The organism is Bacillus sp. FSL R5-0593 (assembly GCF_038603755.1).
Lineage (GTDB): Bacteria > Bacillota > Bacilli > Bacillales > Bacillaceae > Bacillus > Bacillus velezensis.
In genome coordinates this window covers 627,501-642,592 of record NZ_CP152011.1, presented here as the reverse complement: position 1 = coordinate 642,592, position 15,092 = coordinate 627,501, and the positions used below count along the sequence as shown (strand labels likewise).

The 15,092-nt window shown below is 43.1% G+C and carries 18 protein-coding genes, 2 tRNA genes and 1 rRNA gene; 6 read left to right on the top strand and 15 right to left on the bottom strand.

From position 1 onward, the window contains the following. Nucleotides 1-12 precede the first annotated feature (12 nt). Entirely contained in the window at nucleotides 13-219 is a 207-nt protein-coding gene (locus NYE36_RS03215) for a plantaricin C family lantibiotic (protein ID WP_060674405.1), read from the bottom strand. 224 nt (nucleotides 220-443) lie between these two features. Here NYE36_RS03215 and NYE36_RS03210 point away from each other — a divergent pair, with 224 nt between their 5' ends. The 3 genes from NYE36_RS03210 (at nucleotide 444) to NYE36_RS03200 (ending at nucleotide 3,210) form a co-directional block, all read left to right on the top strand. Next, nucleotides 444-1,742 carry a GHKL domain-containing protein gene (locus tag NYE36_RS03210; RefSeq protein ID WP_060674403.1) on the top strand — a complete coding sequence of 433 codons (1,299 nt, stop codon included), beginning with the start codon at nucleotides 444-446 and terminating at the stop codon, nucleotides 1,740-1,742. Further along, nucleotides 1,735-2,340 carry an accessory gene regulator B family protein gene (locus NYE36_RS03205; RefSeq protein ID WP_043858029.1) on the top strand — a complete coding sequence of 202 codons (606 nt, stop codon included), beginning with the start codon at nucleotides 1,735-1,737 and terminating at the stop codon, nucleotides 2,338-2,340. The genes NYE36_RS03210 and NYE36_RS03205 overlap by 8 nt, the downstream gene beginning before the upstream one ends. Nucleotides 2,341-2,493: 153 nt before the next feature. After that, complete coding sequence (locus tag NYE36_RS03200; RefSeq protein WP_060674401.1) at nucleotides 2,494-3,210, top strand: LytTR family DNA-binding domain-containing protein; 717 nt, start codon at nucleotides 2,494-2,496, stop codon at nucleotides 3,208-3,210. A 160-nt stretch (nucleotides 3,211-3,370) separates the two neighbouring features. Here the strand turns inward: NYE36_RS03200 and groL are convergent, their stop codons facing one another. Then, nucleotides 3,371-5,005, bottom strand: a complete 1,635-nt coding sequence (gene groL / locus NYE36_RS03195) for a chaperonin GroEL (RefSeq protein ID WP_003155941.1) — start codon at nucleotides 5,003-5,005, stop codon at nucleotides 3,371-3,373. A 41-nt stretch (nucleotides 5,006-5,046) separates the two neighbouring features. After that, the gene (groES, locus tag NYE36_RS03190) at nucleotides 5,047-5,331 is read right to left on the bottom strand and encodes a co-chaperone GroES (protein WP_003155970.1); all 285 of its coding nucleotides are present in this window, start codon (nucleotides 5,329-5,331) and stop codon (nucleotides 5,047-5,049) included. Between the two features lie 236 nt (nucleotides 5,332-5,567). Here groES and NYE36_RS03185 point away from each other — a divergent pair, with 236 nt between their 5' ends. Both NYE36_RS03185 and NYE36_RS03180 read left to right on the top strand, forming a co-directional pair. Beyond that, nucleotides 5,568-6,302, top strand: coding sequence for a type II CAAX endopeptidase family protein (locus tag NYE36_RS03185; RefSeq protein WP_094032597.1), 735 nt, complete (start codon nucleotides 5,568-5,570; stop codon nucleotides 6,300-6,302). Beyond that, entirely contained in the window at nucleotides 6,299-6,490 is a 192-nt protein-coding gene (locus NYE36_RS03180; protein ID WP_003155975.1) for a YdiK family protein, read from the top strand. Before NYE36_RS03185 ends, NYE36_RS03180 begins: the two co-directional genes overlap by 4 nt. Nucleotides 6,491-6,528: 38 nt before the next feature. Here the strand turns inward: NYE36_RS03180 and tatC are convergent, their stop codons facing one another. Genes tatC through moaC form a run of 4 tightly spaced genes read right to left on the bottom strand, consistent with a single transcriptional unit; the run spans nucleotide 6,529 to nucleotide 8,639 of the window. Continuing rightward, on the bottom strand, nucleotides 6,529-7,287 hold the full coding sequence (gene tatC / locus NYE36_RS03175) for a twin-arginine translocase subunit TatC (protein ID WP_094032596.1): 759 nt from the start codon (nucleotides 7,285-7,287) through the stop codon (nucleotides 6,529-6,531). A 6-nt stretch (nucleotides 7,288-7,293) separates the two neighbouring features. Continuing rightward, nucleotides 7,294-7,464, bottom strand: coding sequence for a twin-arginine translocase TatA/TatE family subunit (locus NYE36_RS03170; protein WP_003155981.1), 171 nt, complete (start codon nucleotides 7,462-7,464; stop codon nucleotides 7,294-7,296). Between the two features lie 18 nt (nucleotides 7,465-7,482). Next, nucleotides 7,483-8,130, bottom strand: coding sequence for a redox-sensing transcriptional repressor Rex (locus NYE36_RS03165; protein ID WP_003155984.1), 648 nt, complete (start codon nucleotides 8,128-8,130; stop codon nucleotides 7,483-7,485). Then, nucleotides 8,127-8,639, bottom strand: coding sequence for a cyclic pyranopterin monophosphate synthase MoaC (moaC, locus tag NYE36_RS03160; protein WP_003155986.1), 513 nt, complete (start codon nucleotides 8,637-8,639; stop codon nucleotides 8,127-8,129). Before moaC ends, NYE36_RS03165 begins: the two co-directional genes overlap by 4 nt. 139 nt (nucleotides 8,640-8,778) lie before the next feature. On the opposite strand from moaC, the gene abc-f reads away from it, so the two are divergent. Then, nucleotides 8,779-10,707, top strand: a complete 1,929-nt coding sequence (gene abc-f / locus NYE36_RS03155) for an ABC-F type ribosomal protection protein (protein ID WP_033574939.1) — start codon at nucleotides 8,779-8,781, stop codon at nucleotides 10,705-10,707. Nucleotides 10,708-10,930: 223 nt separating this feature from the next. Here the strand turns inward: abc-f and tsaD are convergent, their stop codons facing one another. From tsaD to rrf, 8 genes are all read right to left on the bottom strand, one after another. Continuing rightward, nucleotides 10,931-11,971 carry a tRNA (adenosine(37)-N6)-threonylcarbamoyltransferase complex transferase subunit TsaD gene (gene tsaD / locus NYE36_RS03150; protein ID WP_020955419.1) on the bottom strand — a complete coding sequence of 347 codons (1,041 nt, stop codon included), beginning with the start codon at nucleotides 11,969-11,971 and terminating at the stop codon, nucleotides 10,931-10,933. Next, entirely contained in the window at nucleotides 11,964-12,419 is a 456-nt protein-coding gene (gene rimI, locus NYE36_RS03145) for a ribosomal protein S18-alanine N-acetyltransferase (RefSeq protein ID WP_003155993.1), read from the bottom strand. The genes tsaD and rimI overlap by 8 nt, the downstream gene beginning before the upstream one ends. Nucleotides 12,420-12,429: 10 nt before the next feature. Next, a complete protein-coding gene (gene tsaB / locus NYE36_RS03140; RefSeq protein WP_007408854.1) occupies nucleotides 12,430-13,119 on the bottom strand; it encodes a tRNA (adenosine(37)-N6)-threonylcarbamoyltransferase complex dimerization subunit type 1 TsaB in 690 nt (229 codons plus the stop codon). Beyond that, the gene (tsaE, locus tag NYE36_RS03135) at nucleotides 13,100-13,576 is read right to left on the bottom strand and encodes a tRNA (adenosine(37)-N6)-threonylcarbamoyltransferase complex ATPase subunit type 1 TsaE (protein ID WP_007408853.1); all 477 of its coding nucleotides are present in this window, start codon (nucleotides 13,574-13,576) and stop codon (nucleotides 13,100-13,102) included. Before tsaE ends, tsaB begins: the two co-directional genes overlap by 20 nt. Before the next feature lie 15 nt (nucleotides 13,577-13,591). Continuing rightward, a complete protein-coding gene (gene thiL, locus NYE36_RS03130; RefSeq protein WP_015416943.1) occupies nucleotides 13,592-14,569 on the bottom strand; it encodes a thiamine-phosphate kinase in 978 nt (325 codons plus the stop codon). 182 nt (nucleotides 14,570-14,751) lie between these two features. Then, nucleotides 14,752-14,828: transfer RNA gene (locus tag NYE36_RS03125), tRNA-Asp, on the bottom strand. A 10-nt stretch (nucleotides 14,829-14,838) separates the two neighbouring features. Beyond that, nucleotides 14,839-14,915: transfer RNA gene (locus tag NYE36_RS03120), tRNA-Met, on the bottom strand. Nucleotides 14,916-14,934: 19 nt separating this feature from the next. Next, nucleotides 14,935-15,050, bottom strand: a 5S ribosomal RNA gene (gene rrf, locus NYE36_RS03115). Between the last annotated feature and the right edge of the window lie 42 nt (nucleotides 15,051-15,092).

The window sequence follows — 15,092 nt, the reverse complement described above, 5'->3', positions numbered from 1 at the left end:
AATTAAGTTCTACTAATTACAGCTACTTTGACATTCCACAGTAAGAGTGCACCATGCACCTTTATTACCTAACTTGCAACTGATGTCGTACCAAGCACACCCGCCCGCTAACATTTCCATTTCATCGTCTGATAGCTCTTCCATCAGATCACCAGCTGGATTTACTACTTGACTATTCATTCGTAAAGCAGGGTTTTTCCACGTTTCAATAATTGACATTTTCATTCACCTCTTAATTTTTTTTGGGAGCTTGGCTTTATCTTAACACTTTTTTAGGAACTATGGATTAATTTGGTTTATCTGGGCATAATTCATGTATAAACAGCCTATTTTCTACAAAATTCTGCCCTATATATTAAAATATCCGAATTTAAATTTACATATATTATCTTTTTTTGTATAATTGGGTTGAAGCATAACTTAAAAATTGTAGGAGTGTTGAAATGAATCTGATAAACCAGTTAATAGGAGGTCTATTAGAAACATTTTTAATCATTACGATTGGAACATCTCTAGTGAATTTCGACTGTAAAAGAAAATTCCTGCCGCTACTTCTTATAAGTTTTTATGGAAGCATCGTTTTATTTTTGGCAAAAAACGTTTTCCCTCCGCCAATATATTTATTCATAGTAATTTGGGCAATTGGTTTTTTAGTGTCATTCTTATTTAAACTAAAAATCTCATTATCAATGATCTGTATTTCACTAGGTTCAGTTTGTTTACTTGTAGCTGAAGTCATTGGTTTTTCAATATTAAAATCTATCCAACCATTTTTCAGTGTAAATCTAAATGAGGCACCAGTTCTTGCCATCGCCTTGCCTCACCTTATCATTCTTACATTTATATTATGGCTGATTCGAAAATATAGGATAAGTCTAATCATTCTAAAGAAACAAACTAAGAGATTACGTAAGCAATTATTATTAATTTCAATTCTTTCATTCTCCATACTGTTTCTCTACTACATCGTTATATATAAAAATAAGAAAGTTGACGAATACATTAATTTATTTTGGGGAGTAGCACTTATAACATTGACCATGTTTATTTTTTTTATGATTAGAGGTATCTTTCTTCAAAACCTTCGGGACGCAGAGGATTATTTAGAGGAACAATATGAAGAGGTGGGTAAGTACATTCACTTTATTCAAAGGCATAACCATGACCATATGCATCATCTTATTACCATCAAGCAAATGCTTGAAAAAGGTTACTCCAAAGAAAGTTATCAGTACCTCAGCGATGTGTTAAATGATTCTGCTCAAATAAGTGATATTCTTCCTTTACATTCAGTGGCAATTAGTGGATTACTTCTTTCTTATAAAGACAAAGGTTTAAAAGAAAATATACATATTCAATACAAAATCAGTGATAGTTTAAGAGGTTTTCCGTGCAAATTATTTGAAACAAACAGAATATTAGGCAATCTAATTACAAATGCACTAGATGCTGTTAAAGAAATAGATGAACTCCCGAAACGGGCAGTATATGTGCATATTAATGCAACTGAGAATTACTATAGAATTGATGTTTCAAATTTTGGAGATATTGAACGGTTTTCAGAAGTTATCGAGAGGATTTTTGAAGAAGGATTCTCCACGAAAGACAAAGTAGGTAGAGGTTATGGTCTTCATATTGTAAAGTCAGTTGTTGAGAAATATAATGGTTTCATTTTTACAGAAATCATTGATCGAATGATCATTTTCAAAGTCAGGATACCAAAGGAGGCAGACTATGTTTGATCTAACACCTCATAAACTGGCGAAAAAAATATCAAAACATATTATACATTTTAACCCTGAGTTTCGCCGACTGCAAGATAACATACGCTATGGTTTAGAATGGATGCTTGCTACTGTCAATCAAGTATTTATAGTTATTATATTAGCAGAATTTTTCGGTTATTTAGCACAAGCTTTAATTGTTTTAGCCAGTGGTGGATTATTTAGAATGATATCTGGGGGAAGCCATTTTAAAAACTATAATTTATGTTTAATCTTCAGCACCCTGCAAATCTTGTTTATAACATACATATCAATAGAGTTTGAATCACATTTCACCTTCTGGACTAAGTCTGTGTTGAAAATTTTATTAGTCTTTTCATTTTTTATCACATTTAAAAATTCTCCAAAGCTTCAAAAAAAGAAACATTTATTTACTCCTGATCATAAGAAAAAGCTCAAAATTGGTTCAATTGGCATTTTTTCTTGTCTCCTATTAATCAGCCTTATGGGAGATGACCATCATAAATACGGCATATGGATGGCACTTATCCTGCAAAGCATCACTTTGACTAATATATGGGATAAAATCCTCTTATCACTTGATAAGAGATTTTAAATAAATGGTTAAAGGAGTAAGGAGTATGTTAAAATGCATCAGTTATATAATTGGCTTAACCGCTTTGTTTTTCAATTCGCTTACAACAGCAAGCAGTTGTTTCTGGTTTGCTTATGAACCCGAATTACCCCAAAATCAAAAGAGTGATGAACATTGACCGTCAGAATATGTGTTATTGACGATGATCAAGAGATACTAAATTTCTTTAAGAAGATTTCAAATGAGATCAGTCAAGCGAGATTTGATCTAATAACTAGCAAGATAAGTGATCTAATCTCACATCTAGAATCTACGCAAGAAGTAGATCTAGTCATCATTGATGTTAATATGCCTCAAAATAATGGATTCGATGTGGCTGAGTATATAAATATTCATTACCCCTTCACCAGTATTATTTTCATGAGTTATCTTCCGGATTATGCGTTAGATGGATATAAGTATTATCCAATGGATTTTATGGTGAAACCTGTTAACCTTTTGAGACTAAAATCGACAGTAAGTTTAGTGAACAATCATAAAAGTAGGCGAAAAAAAAAGATCAGTATTAGCTCAAATGGTAAAATTCATCTCATAGATATAGAATCCATTCTTTATATTGAAAAAGTCGGAAGAAAATCATGCATCAACCTTGAAAATGGAAGGATTATTGAATGTAACCAAGGGTTGACCATTCTTGAGGAAATGTTAAAAGACAGCAACTTTTTTAGAAGCCACCAGTCATTTCTTGTCCCATTGGACAAAATTGAAGAGGTTATCCAAGACACCTATATGAAATCTTACAATTTAAAAATTAAAGACTGTCCAAAGACTATAAATGTAAGTCGAAGTAAATATCGCGAACTAAAAGAACAACTCACCTTTATTTTTTAGAGATATTAGGCTTCTTTAACAAAACGAATGGGAGTATTCTAATCGAATAAGTAGAGAGTCAAACAAGAAAAAAGCGCCAAATCCTAATCAAGGGATTTGGCGCTTTCCAGATGAAGTCAACGGTCAAACCCTTGTTATATCAAGGGTTTTCGCCGTTTAATTACATCATTCCGCCCATACCGCCCATGCCGCCCATGTCAGGCATTCCTGCGCCGCCGGCGTTTTCTTCCGGTTTGTCAGCGACAACGGCTTCAGTTGTCAGGAGCATTGCTGCTACAGAAGCTGCGTTTTGCAGAGCAGAACGCGTCACTTTTGTCGGGTCAACGATACCTTTTTCGATCATGTTTACCCATTCGCCGGTTGCAGCGTTGAAGCCTACGCCGATTTTTTCGTTTTTCAGGCGCTCAACGATGACAGATCCTTCAAGACCTGCATTGTGTGCGATTTGACGGATCGGCTCTTCAAGCGCGCGAAGCACGATGTTGATACCTGTTTGCGCATCGCCTTCAGCTTCCACTGCAGCGACTTTGTTGTATACGTTGACTAGCGCTGTACCGCCGCCGGATACGATGCCTTCTTCAACAGCTGCGCGAGTTGAGTTGAGGGCGTCTTCGATGCGAAGTTTACGCTCTTTCAGCTCAGTTTCAGTCGCAGCGCCGACTTTGATGACAGCTACGCCGCCGGCAAGTTTCGCAAGACGCTCTTGTAATTTTTCTCTGTCGAATTCAGAAGTTGTTTCTTCCACTTGAGCGCGGATTTGGTTGACGCGTGCAGCGATTTTTTCAGTGTCGCCGGCGCCTTCTACGATTGTTGTGTTTTCTTTCGTTACCACAACTTTAGAAGCGCGTCCCAATTGTCCGATTTCAGTAGATTTCAGGTCAAGGCCTAAGTCTTCTGTGATTACTTCTCCGCCTGTAAGAACAGAGATGTCTTCAAGCATTGCTTTACGGCGGTCACCGAAGCCAGGAGCTTTAACGGCAACAGCGTTGAATGTGCCGCGAAGTTTGTTGACAACGAGTGTAGCAAGAGCTTCACCTTCAACATCTTCAGCGATCAGAAGCAATGGTTTGCCTTGCTGTACAACTTGCTCAAGCACAGGAAGGATTTCTTGAATGTTTGTGATTTTTTTGTCTGTGATTAAGATGTAAGGATTGTCAAGAACCGCTTCCATCTTATCAGAGTCAGTCACCATGTAAGGAGACGCATATCCGCGGTCGAATTGCATACCTTCAACAACTTCAAGCTCAGTTGTGAATCCTTTAGACTCTTCGATTGTGATGACCCCGTCGTTTCCTACGCGCTCCATTGCTTCAGCGATAAGGCTTCCGACTTCCTCATCAGCAGCAGAGATCGCAGCAACCTGAGCGATAGACTCTTTGCCTTCGATCGGCTTAGAAATTTCTTTTAAGTTTTCGATTGCTACAGTCACGGCTTGTTCCATACCTTTACGCACGCCGACAGGGTTAGCCCCCGCAGTTACGTTTTTAAGGCCTTCGCGGATCATAGCCTGCGCAAGTACAGTCGCAGTCGTCGTACCGTCACCGGCAACGTCGTTTGTTTTGCTGGCTACTTCAGCTACAAGCTTCGCACCCATGTTTTCAAACGCATCTTCAAGTTCAATTTCTTTTGCGATTGTCACACCGTCATTTGTAATTAACGGAGAACCGAATTTTTTCTCCAGAACCACGTTGCGTCCTTTTGGCCCTAAAGTTACTTTTACAGCGTCAGCAAGCGCATCGACACCGCGAAGCATAGCGCGGCGTGCTTCTTCACTAAACTTAATATCTTTTGCCATGTTAACGAAACCTCCTCGAATTTTTAAAAATATTTATTTGCTTAGCCGATAACAGCTAAAATGTCGCTTTCACGTAAGATTAAGTATTCAGTACCTTCGTATTTCACTTCAGTACCGGCGTATTTTGAGAAGATAATGCGGTCGCCCTCTTTTACTTCTAAAGCAACGCGCTCTCCGCTTTCCAACACGCGACCTGAACCGGCTGCCACGATTTTGCCTTCTTGCGGCTTTTCTTTTGCAGAATCCGGTAATACGATTCCGCTGGCAGTTTTTTCTTCAGATTCTACGAGTTCAATGACAACGCGATCACCTAATGGCTTTAACAATGTAATAACCTCCTCAATAGTATGAATATGTAATTTTAGCACTCAGCTCTAAAGAGTGCTAACACAGTTATTATAATAAAGAATCTCACTTCCAATTTCAAGTCATAAGAATAAAAAATTTTCACGCTTACATGATTCTCTCTCACACTGATTTTCTCCTTTTTTCACGTCAAGTTCACTTGTGTTACAATAAGAACAAATAAGTTGATTTTATAGGATAAAGGAGTACATATCATTTGAGAAAACAGTATTGGTATATCATTTTGACATATGTTATCATGCAGCTTTCCGCATTGATCGGCATTCCTTTAATGTACAAATTCGGCTATGCGGGCGGACACCCTACGAATGCAAACCTCACCATGGCTCAGGGGATTTATTCCGTCGTAAGCTTTTTTATCTGCCTGATTATCGTTCTCTTGATCTTGAGAACCGCGCCGAAGCAGACATTAAGAAACGGGAAGAAAGCATCCGCCGGCATGTCCGTTCTCTGGGCGGTCGCGGGAATATGGCTCGCTTTATTTTCTCAGGGAATCGCCGGGATGATTGAGCAGTATGTCTTTCATGTGGGCAGCGGTTCCGAAAACACGGAAGCCATTCTTAACATTATTAAAGCCATGCCGCTCATGATTATCGTTTCTTCTATCGTCGGGCCGATTCTTGAAGAAATCATTTTCCGGAAGATCATTTTCGGTGTATTATATGAAAAAACGAATTTCTTTATCGCCGGACTGATCAGTTCCGTCATTTTCGGCATTGTGCATCAAGACCTCACGCATCTGCTGCTGTATACGGCCATGGGCTTTACCTTTGCGTTCTTGTATGTGCAGACGAAACGGATTATTGTGCCGATATTCGCCCATGTCATGATGAATACCATTGTCGTGGTCATGCAGCTCGGCCCCGCCCAAAAATATATTGAACAGCATAGTGAGCAAATGCAATTAATTATTGGAGGATTGTTTGTATGAGGAACCCAATGACTTGGGGCTTGATTTATTTCGCAGTCGGCTGTATCTTTACGTATTTGGCCGCAAGCTCTCCGGGAAGCATGTGGTCTTTTTATTCCATACTGCTGATGGTTTTCGCCGCTTATAATATCAGCATCTCGTTTAAAATGTTCGCTTTCTCATTTAAAGTGAAGAAAAATCAAAAATAAAAGAAAAGCCATTTCTCATCATTGAGAAATGGCTTTTTTTATGCTGATACGTCCTGATCGGATTCACTGCTGGTCTGCCTTTTCCGATACGCCGCTTTTGAGATAAGAATGCTGATCTCATATAAAATGCAAAGCGGAATGGTAATCATCAAGTGAGACAGCAGCTCAGGCGGCGCAATCATCGCGGCGATCACAAGCAGCACAAAATACGCGTACTTCCTGATCTTCGATAAAAACATCGGCGTGATAACACCGAGTCTCGTTAAAAACATAATCAGCACCGGCATCTGAAACAGCAGTCCGAACGGAATCGTCAGCTGCAGCAGAAAATGAAAGTACTCGGTGATCCCGATCACCTGATTGACATCCAGGTCATTCGAAACCCGCTTCATAAAATCAACGACCAGCGGAAATAAAATATAATAAGAAAACGACACACCGCCGACAAACAGCACGATCGAAATCGGAATATAGCTGAGTGTTACTTTGCGCTCCTTCTCATACAGGCCCGGGCTGACAAACGCCCAAATCTGATAGAGAATAATCGGCGAAGTCAAAATGATGCCGATGATAAACGCGAACTGCAAAAAGATAAACAGCGGATCCGTCAGGTTAAAAGCATTAAGGGTGAGCTCTTTTACTTCATCGGCTTTTTGAAGATACACAATGATAGGTTTTGCCAGAAAAAAGCCGGCAATAAAGAAAACCGTAAAGGATAACGCCACAATCAGCAATCGTTTCCGAAGTTCGGCAATATGCTCCACAAGCGTCATTTGATTCACTCTCATACGCGTCATCCTATCTTACTGTTCTTCTTTCTTTTTTTCCTCTTCTTCACCGGCTAATCCCTTAGTAGCGTTCTTAAATTCACGAAGCGTGTCCCCCGCCGCTTTTCCTAATTCGGGAAGCTTCTTCGGACCGAAAATAATCACCGCCACCACACCGATAACCGCCAGGCTTCCAGGACCGATCATGTGCAGCTCCTCCTTTCGCTATTCAATTTCTTCCAAAACAGAATAATGCTTCAAGAAATAAACCAATGATTGAAGCTCTACAGCTAAATCTATATGATGAATTCGAATGTGATCCGGCACATTCAAACGGGCCGGCGTAAAGTTAAGGATTCCCTTGATTCCGAGCGACACGAGCCGGTCGGTGATTGACTGGGCGGCAACCGCCGGAACGGTAAGAATCGCCACGGGTTCATCCTTAATGTGAAGCTCTAAATCATTAAGATCAAAGACAGGCACACCGCCTACCTCAGTTCCTATTTTACTCTGATTCACATCAAAAGCCATAGATATTTTTGTGTTATTATTTTTTGTGAAATTATAGTGAAGAAACGCCGTCCCTAAATTCCCGACACCGATCAAAATGACGTTCGTCGTTTCATCCTGATCCAGTGTTTTTCTGAAAAATGACAGCAGGTAATCCACATTATAGCCGTATCCTTTTTTGCCGAGCGCCCCGAAATAGGAAAAATCCCGGCGGATCGTGGCCGAATCGACTTTTACCGCGTCGCTCAGTTCAGCTGATGAAACGCGCTGTTTTCCTGACGCGTGTAAATTCTTTAAAAAGCGATAATAAAGCGGCAGCCGTTTTGCCGTCGCCTGTGGAATTTTTGATTGATCCTTGTTCATGATTGGTCCTCCACTTTATACTCAGATGCATCTCTTTTAAAATCACCGTTTTTGCCTCCTGTTTTTTCCATGAGGCAGGTCGGGCCGATGACCATTCCTTTATCCAGCGCCTTACACATGTCATACACGGTCAAAGCGCAGACTGAAGCGGAAGTTAGCGCTTCCATTTCCACACCTGTACTCCCTTTCGTTTTTACGCTAGCCTGTATATGAAGAACGGCTTCGGAATCCTTTTCCTCCCAGCCGAATGAAATGTCGACGCTGCTTAAAGAAAGCGGGTGGCACATCGGGATAATCGCTGACGTCTGCTTTGCGGCCATAATTCCGGCCACCTGTGCGACAGCCAGCACGTCTCCTTTTCCGATCTCGCGGTTTTTGATTCTGCTGTACACGTCATGCTTCATGTGTACGCTGGATATCGCAGCGGCAGTACGGACTGTTGAAGATTTATCGCTTATATCCACCATGCGGGCACGGCCTTCTTCATTAAAATGAGAAAATCCATTCATATTTAAACTCTCCTTACTTCTGATCATACACTATTTTCTCCCTGATGTCTTATCCTATAATGTTCCAATTCTGATGTATTGTTTGCTGACAGCAGGTTGATAAGCTACACTTAACTTATTATAACAGAGGTGAAATAATATGATGATCTTACAAATTAATCAGCTATCCAAATCTTTTGGCGCTGATCCTATTTTAAACAATATAAAGCTTGAAGTCAGATCTCGGGATCGCATCGCCATAGTAGGCAGAAACGGAGCCGGCAAATCAACTCTCCTTAAAATTATCGCAGGTCACCTTTCATATGAAAAGGGTGAATTAATCAAACCGAAAGAATTAACGATGGGATACCTTGCCCAGCACACAGGCTTGGAATCCCAGCTTACCATAAAAGAAGAACTGCTGAGCGTTTTTGATTTCCTGAAAGCAATGGAAAAAGAGATGCGCTCTATTGAAGAAAAGATGGCCACGGCCGCCCCCGCGGATCTTGAGACGCTGATGAAAACCTATGACAGGCTTCAGCAGGATTTCAAGGATAAAGGCGGCTATCAATATGAAGCGGATGTCCGATCTATCCTTCACGGCCTCGGCTTCGGAAAATTTGACGATTCCGTGAAAGTGCAAAGCCTGAGCGGCGGCCAGAAAACAAGACTTGCGCTCGGAAAACTGCTGCTGACCCAGCCTGATCTGCTTATTCTGGATGAACCGACGAACCATCTCGACATCGATACGCTTACATGGCTTGAGCATTATTTACAGGGATATTCAGGCGCCATTCTGATCGTCTCCCACGACAGATACTTTCTTGATAAAGTCGTCAGCCAAGTGTATGAGGTCTCACGGACAGAAAGTAAAAAATATCTCGGCAACTACAGCGCCTATTTAGAACAAAAAGCTGAGCAGTACGAGAAAGACCTGAAGCTGTATGAAAAACAGCAGGACGAAATCGCCAAGCTTCAAGATTTTGTCGACCGCAATCTGGCCAGAGCTTCTACAACGAAAAGAGCCCAAAGCAGACGAAAACAGCTTGAACGGATGGACGTCATGGCAAAGCCGCTCGGTGATGAAAAATCAGCCGCCTTCCGTTTTGACATTACAAAACAGAGCGGAAACGACGTCCTGCGCGTACAGGATGTTTCCATCAGCTATGACGGCCAGCCGCCGCTCTTGAAAAACCTGACCTTCGGCATTACAAGAGGCGAAAGCGCCGCCCTCGTCGGACCGAACGGAATCGGCAAATCAACCTTGCTGAAAACCATTATGAACACGCTCAGCCCCGAATCCGGATCGATCACGTACGGTTCCAATGTCACAATCGGCTATTATGATCAGGAGCAGGCTGAACTGACCTCGTCCAAACGCGTGCTGGACGAGCTGTGGGATGAATATCCGGACATGCCGGAAAAAGAGATCAGGACATGCCTCGGCAACTTCCTGTTCAGCGGAGACGATGTCCTGAAACCTGTCCGTTCTCTAAGCGGCGGTGAGAAAGCAAGAGTCGCGCTTGCCAAGCTGATGCTGCAAAAAGCAAACTTTCTCATCCTTGATGAACCGACAAACCACCTTGACCTGGACAGTAAAGAGGTGCTGGAAAACGCCCTGATCGATTACCCGGGAACACTGTTATTTGTATCGCATGACCGCTACTTTATTAACAGGATCGCCACAAGAGTGCTGGAGCTGTCACCTGATCATGCAGAAGAATATTTGGGTGACTATGACTATTACACCGAGAAAAAAGCCCAGCAGCTGGAACTGGAAGAAATGAAGCGGCAGGAAAAAGAGCAGGCTCAGCCTGCCGGCAAGGTCAAACAGGATACGAAAAGAACTTACGAGGAAGAAAAAGAATGGAAGAAGAAAGAACGGCAGCGCCTGAGACGCATTGAAGAAATTGAAGCTGCCGTCTCATCCGCCGAAGAGAAAATCAGCGCCAATGAGGAGCTGCTGTGCGATCCTGACGTGTATCAGGATCATGAAAAGGTACAGACCATTCATGCGGAGAATGAAGCTCTGAATCAAGAGCTCGAAAACTTATTAGCAGAATGGGAGGAACTCTCCTCAGAAGAATAGAAAAAGTCAAGCACCTCTTTAAGGGGTGCTTTTTTATCCACAGCTATCCTCCTTGTCAGCCATGTAGGTAAACGTTTTATACACACTATCCACAAAATTTTCTGACTTTATCCACTTTACTAACAACTTACAGCCCCTTATCCAGCCTGGATTTTTGGATATATTCACAATCCTGTGGATATGTTAGAATTATCTGTTAATAAGTAAAAAAAAGCCTCACGTTTTACAACGTGAGACGATCAAAGGATGTTAATTCCAAACCGGGCTGTCCGTTCATATCATATGAGCCCCGAATCCCCTTTTCAAAAGCAACGGTTCCGGCAGCCGCAATCATCGCTGCATTGTCCGTGCATAAAGAAAGCGGCGGGATGACAAGCTCGGGATCTCCCGAATGGCTGAATTCCTGCTGCAGTGCGGCTCTCAACCCTTTGTTAGCGGCTACGCCCCCTGCCAGCAGCACTTGTTTAACCCCGTATTCTTTCGCGGCCTTAGAGGTTTTTGCCGTCAGTACATCAATGACACTCTGCTGAAAGCTTGCGGCAAGATCCTCCGGAGGAATCACCTCATTTTTTTGCGAGGCGTTATGAAGCGTGTTAATCACGGCTGACTTCAGGCCGCTGAAGCTGAAATTGTAAGACCCTTCTTCCAGCCACGCACGCGGAAGCGGAATGGAATCCGTTCCCACAGCTGCCAGCTTATCAATCTGCGGCCCTCCCGGATAAGGAAGCCCCATCGTTCTTGCCACTTTATCGTAAGCTTCGCCTGCGGCATCATCCAGCGTTTCACCGATAACCTCGAATGAACCGTGCTCTTTCATATAAACCAATTCCGTATGTCCGCCTGACACAACCAAAGCAAGCGCCGGGAATTGAAGCTCTCCTATCAGCCTGTTTGCATAAATATGACCCGCGATGTGATGAACGCCGACTAGCGGTATTTGATGGGCAAAGCTTAACGCCTTTGCCGCATTGACTCCGATTAACAGGGCTCCGACAAGTCCGGGTCCTTCCGTTACGGCAATCGCATCAAGATCATCAAAGCCCATCTCCGCTTTTGAAAGAGCTTCCTCAATCACAAGGGTAATCTGCTCCACATGATGTCTGGACGCTATTTCAGGCACGACCCCGCCGAAACGTTTATGGCTTTCAATTTGAGAAGCGACAACGTTTGAAATAATTTCATTCCCGTTTTTTACGACTGAGGCCGCTGTTTCATCACAGCTTGTTTCGATTCCTAATACATAAATATCTTGTTTTTCACTCATGTAATGTCACCCACATTAATAACGCATCTTCTCCGTTATCTGTATAGTATTGTTTTCTGATTCCTCCGGCCTGAAGACCGAATTTTTTATATAAGGATTGGGCGGGATGATTTGAGACCCTGACTTCGAGAGAGAGCCTTCTTGCCTTTTTTTCTCTGCACAATTCTATCGCAGAGCGAAACAGCGCTTCTCCCAATGATTGGCCCCGATATTCCGGCTTAATGGCTATGTTCGTAATCTGCGCGTCATCTATAATAATCCAGATTCCGCAATACCCCGCCAGACAGCCGTCCTTTTCAATGACAAGGTAGTGGGCATACGGATTTTCCAAAAGCTCATGATAAAATGAATCCTTCGTCCACGGAGAAGTAAAGGATGCTGTTTCAATTTCATAAATTTGATCAATATCTTCCGGACGCATGCTTCGAATCGCCGTTTTCGTTTTCATCCCTATCACCCTATTTTTGAGATTCCATCCATTTCGCTTCAGCCTCTGCCAGACGCAAATAATCCGGAACAAGGCTGTGGACATCCGCTTCCTCTTTTTCCAAGCCTAAAAACGCCAGCTCTGACGGCCGCGGATTATGCTGTGCAGCCGTTCCAATCACTGCTTGAGATGTCAATTCATGCAGAATGGTTTCTTCATGAATGGCTGTATCGTGCCCTAAAAATAAAACCGGAGACGCTTTTTCTTTCAGCATGCCGAGCCAATCAGTCAAAAGGACATTCTGATCTGGAAGAACGGATTGTAATCGGCCGTCCTGATATTCATAAAGCCCCGTATATACCTGTCCGCGCCGGGCATCAAATAACGGGCAGATCAGTCCTTGAAAGTGCCGTCCGTTAGCCGCCAGCACCTCCAGACTCGAGACAGCGGAAACCGGAAGCTTCAGCGACCATGCCAATGTTTTTGCCAGCGTCACACCGATTCTGACACCTGTGTACGAACCCGGTCCTTTCGCCACCGCTATTTTCGTAAGGTCCTGCGGTGTTAGGCCGCAATCCTTCAGCAATGAATTGACAGCAGGCATGGCCCGCACGGAATGATTCTTTTTTAAATATGTAATATACTCCGCCATCACCGTTTTGTCACGAACGAGCGCGGCACCCAACGTGTAATTTGACGTATCAATTGCCAGTATTGTCATGTTTATTTATCTCCTCACAAAGCGTTTCATACCGTGTTCCGCAAGCCGTAAAGGTAATGTCCCTTGCCTCATCACCGGCTCTTGTGATGACGATCTGCAGCCGTTCAGCAGGCAGCTGATCCTGAATTAAATGAGCCCATTCAATTAAACAGACGCCTTGTCCCTCAAAATATTCTTCAAGCCCTAAGTCTTCGCTTTCATCCTCCATACGATACACATCCATATGATATAGAGGAAGCGAACCGTCATGGTATTCTTTTATAATTGTAAAAGTCGGGCTGTTTACCACTCTCGTGATTCCCAGTCCTTCGGCAAAACCCTTTGTAAAAGTCGTTTTTCCCGCACCTAAGTCGCCTTCCAGTGTCAAAATGTCTCCCGGCTTTGCCAAAGAAGCGGCAAGCTTGGCTACGGCTTTCGTTTCTTCGGGGTTTTTCGTTCTCCATTGTAATGTCTTCAAAGTGAGTCACCCGTCTTATTTAAAATGATTGTATCCTTTTTTCTCAAGGACGATTTGTCTCTGATCATTGGCTGTCAAAAGAACACATGCTTCCTTCCGTTCAGATACCGCTCCTATCTTCGCAATCGGAATGCCCGATTGAGTGCAGTAATCAAGCAAAGAGGTCCACTCTTGCTGAGAAACCGTTCCAACCAATTCAAAATCTTCACCGCCGAATAACACCCATTTCTTCCACTCAGAATCTGCCTCAGGCAAATCCGGATGCACCGGCAGAAGTTGTTCTTTAATTTCTATCGTAACTGAACTTGCCGCAGCTATTTCATGCAGCTCACTGGCCAATCCGTCACTGATATCATTCAGAGCCGCGCGCTGAAGCTGAGAGCAGAAGCGGCCGACCTGAACTCTCGGAACGGGCCGTTTATGTTTTTGGATAAAATAATCAGTCGTATGAAAAGCAGAAGGGAGTGTTTCTCCCAATAAAAGAGACAGTCCTGCTGCGGACGAACCGATATCCCCTGTAACAAACACAACATCTCCGGGTCTTGCCGAGCTTCGCAGACAAGCGCAATCCTTCTCAACTTCTCCGATGACAGTAACGGTAATTACGGCTTGACCGGAAGCGGAGACGGTATCTCCCCCGATCAAATCCATTTGATATAGTTTCGCCAGTTCCGCCATTCCTTCATACATTGCCTGGACGTCAGCTTTCTGCCAGCAAGAAGGAACCGCTAGAGACACCAAATAAAACTTCGGAATGCCTCCCATCGCCGCCACGTCACTAATGTTAACAGCAAGCGCCTTATAACCGATATCATGAGGAGAGGAATACTCTAATTTAAAATGGACATTCTCCACCATTGTATCAAGGCAGACAATTTGCTGCATGTGGGGTGACGCTGTATAAACCGCACCATCATCACCGATCCCTACCTCGACGGAAGGATGATAATGCGAATGCGGCGTAATACTGTGAATCAAATCAAACTCATCCATATATCTCCCGTCTCCCTTTCTGACGCTCTTGTGAAATACAGCTCTTTCTAGTGTATCGGATTATGTTTCAATATCCAAGACTTTAACGATATAAAAGAAAGCTTGGTTAGATACCAAGCTGCCAGCATTTAAAAGAAAACACAAAAAAAACGAAAACATGATCGTTTCGTTTACAATAAAAATGGCGGTCCGGACGGGACTCGAACCCGCGACCTCCTGCGTGACAGGCAGGCATTCTAACCAACTGAACTACCGGACCATTTAATTTTTGGTTGCGGGGGCAGGATTTGAACCTGCGACCTTCGGGTTATGAGCCCGACGAGCTACCGAACTGCTCCACCCCGCGATGATAAAATTTTAGAAAAGCTTGGCGGCGTCCTACTCTCACAGGGGGAAACCCCCGACTACCATCGGCGCTGAAGAGCTTAACTTCCGTGTTCGGCATGGGAACGGGTGTGACCTCTTCGCTATCGCCACCAAACCATTGAGAGTGTTCTCTCAAAACTAGATAACAGTAAGCATA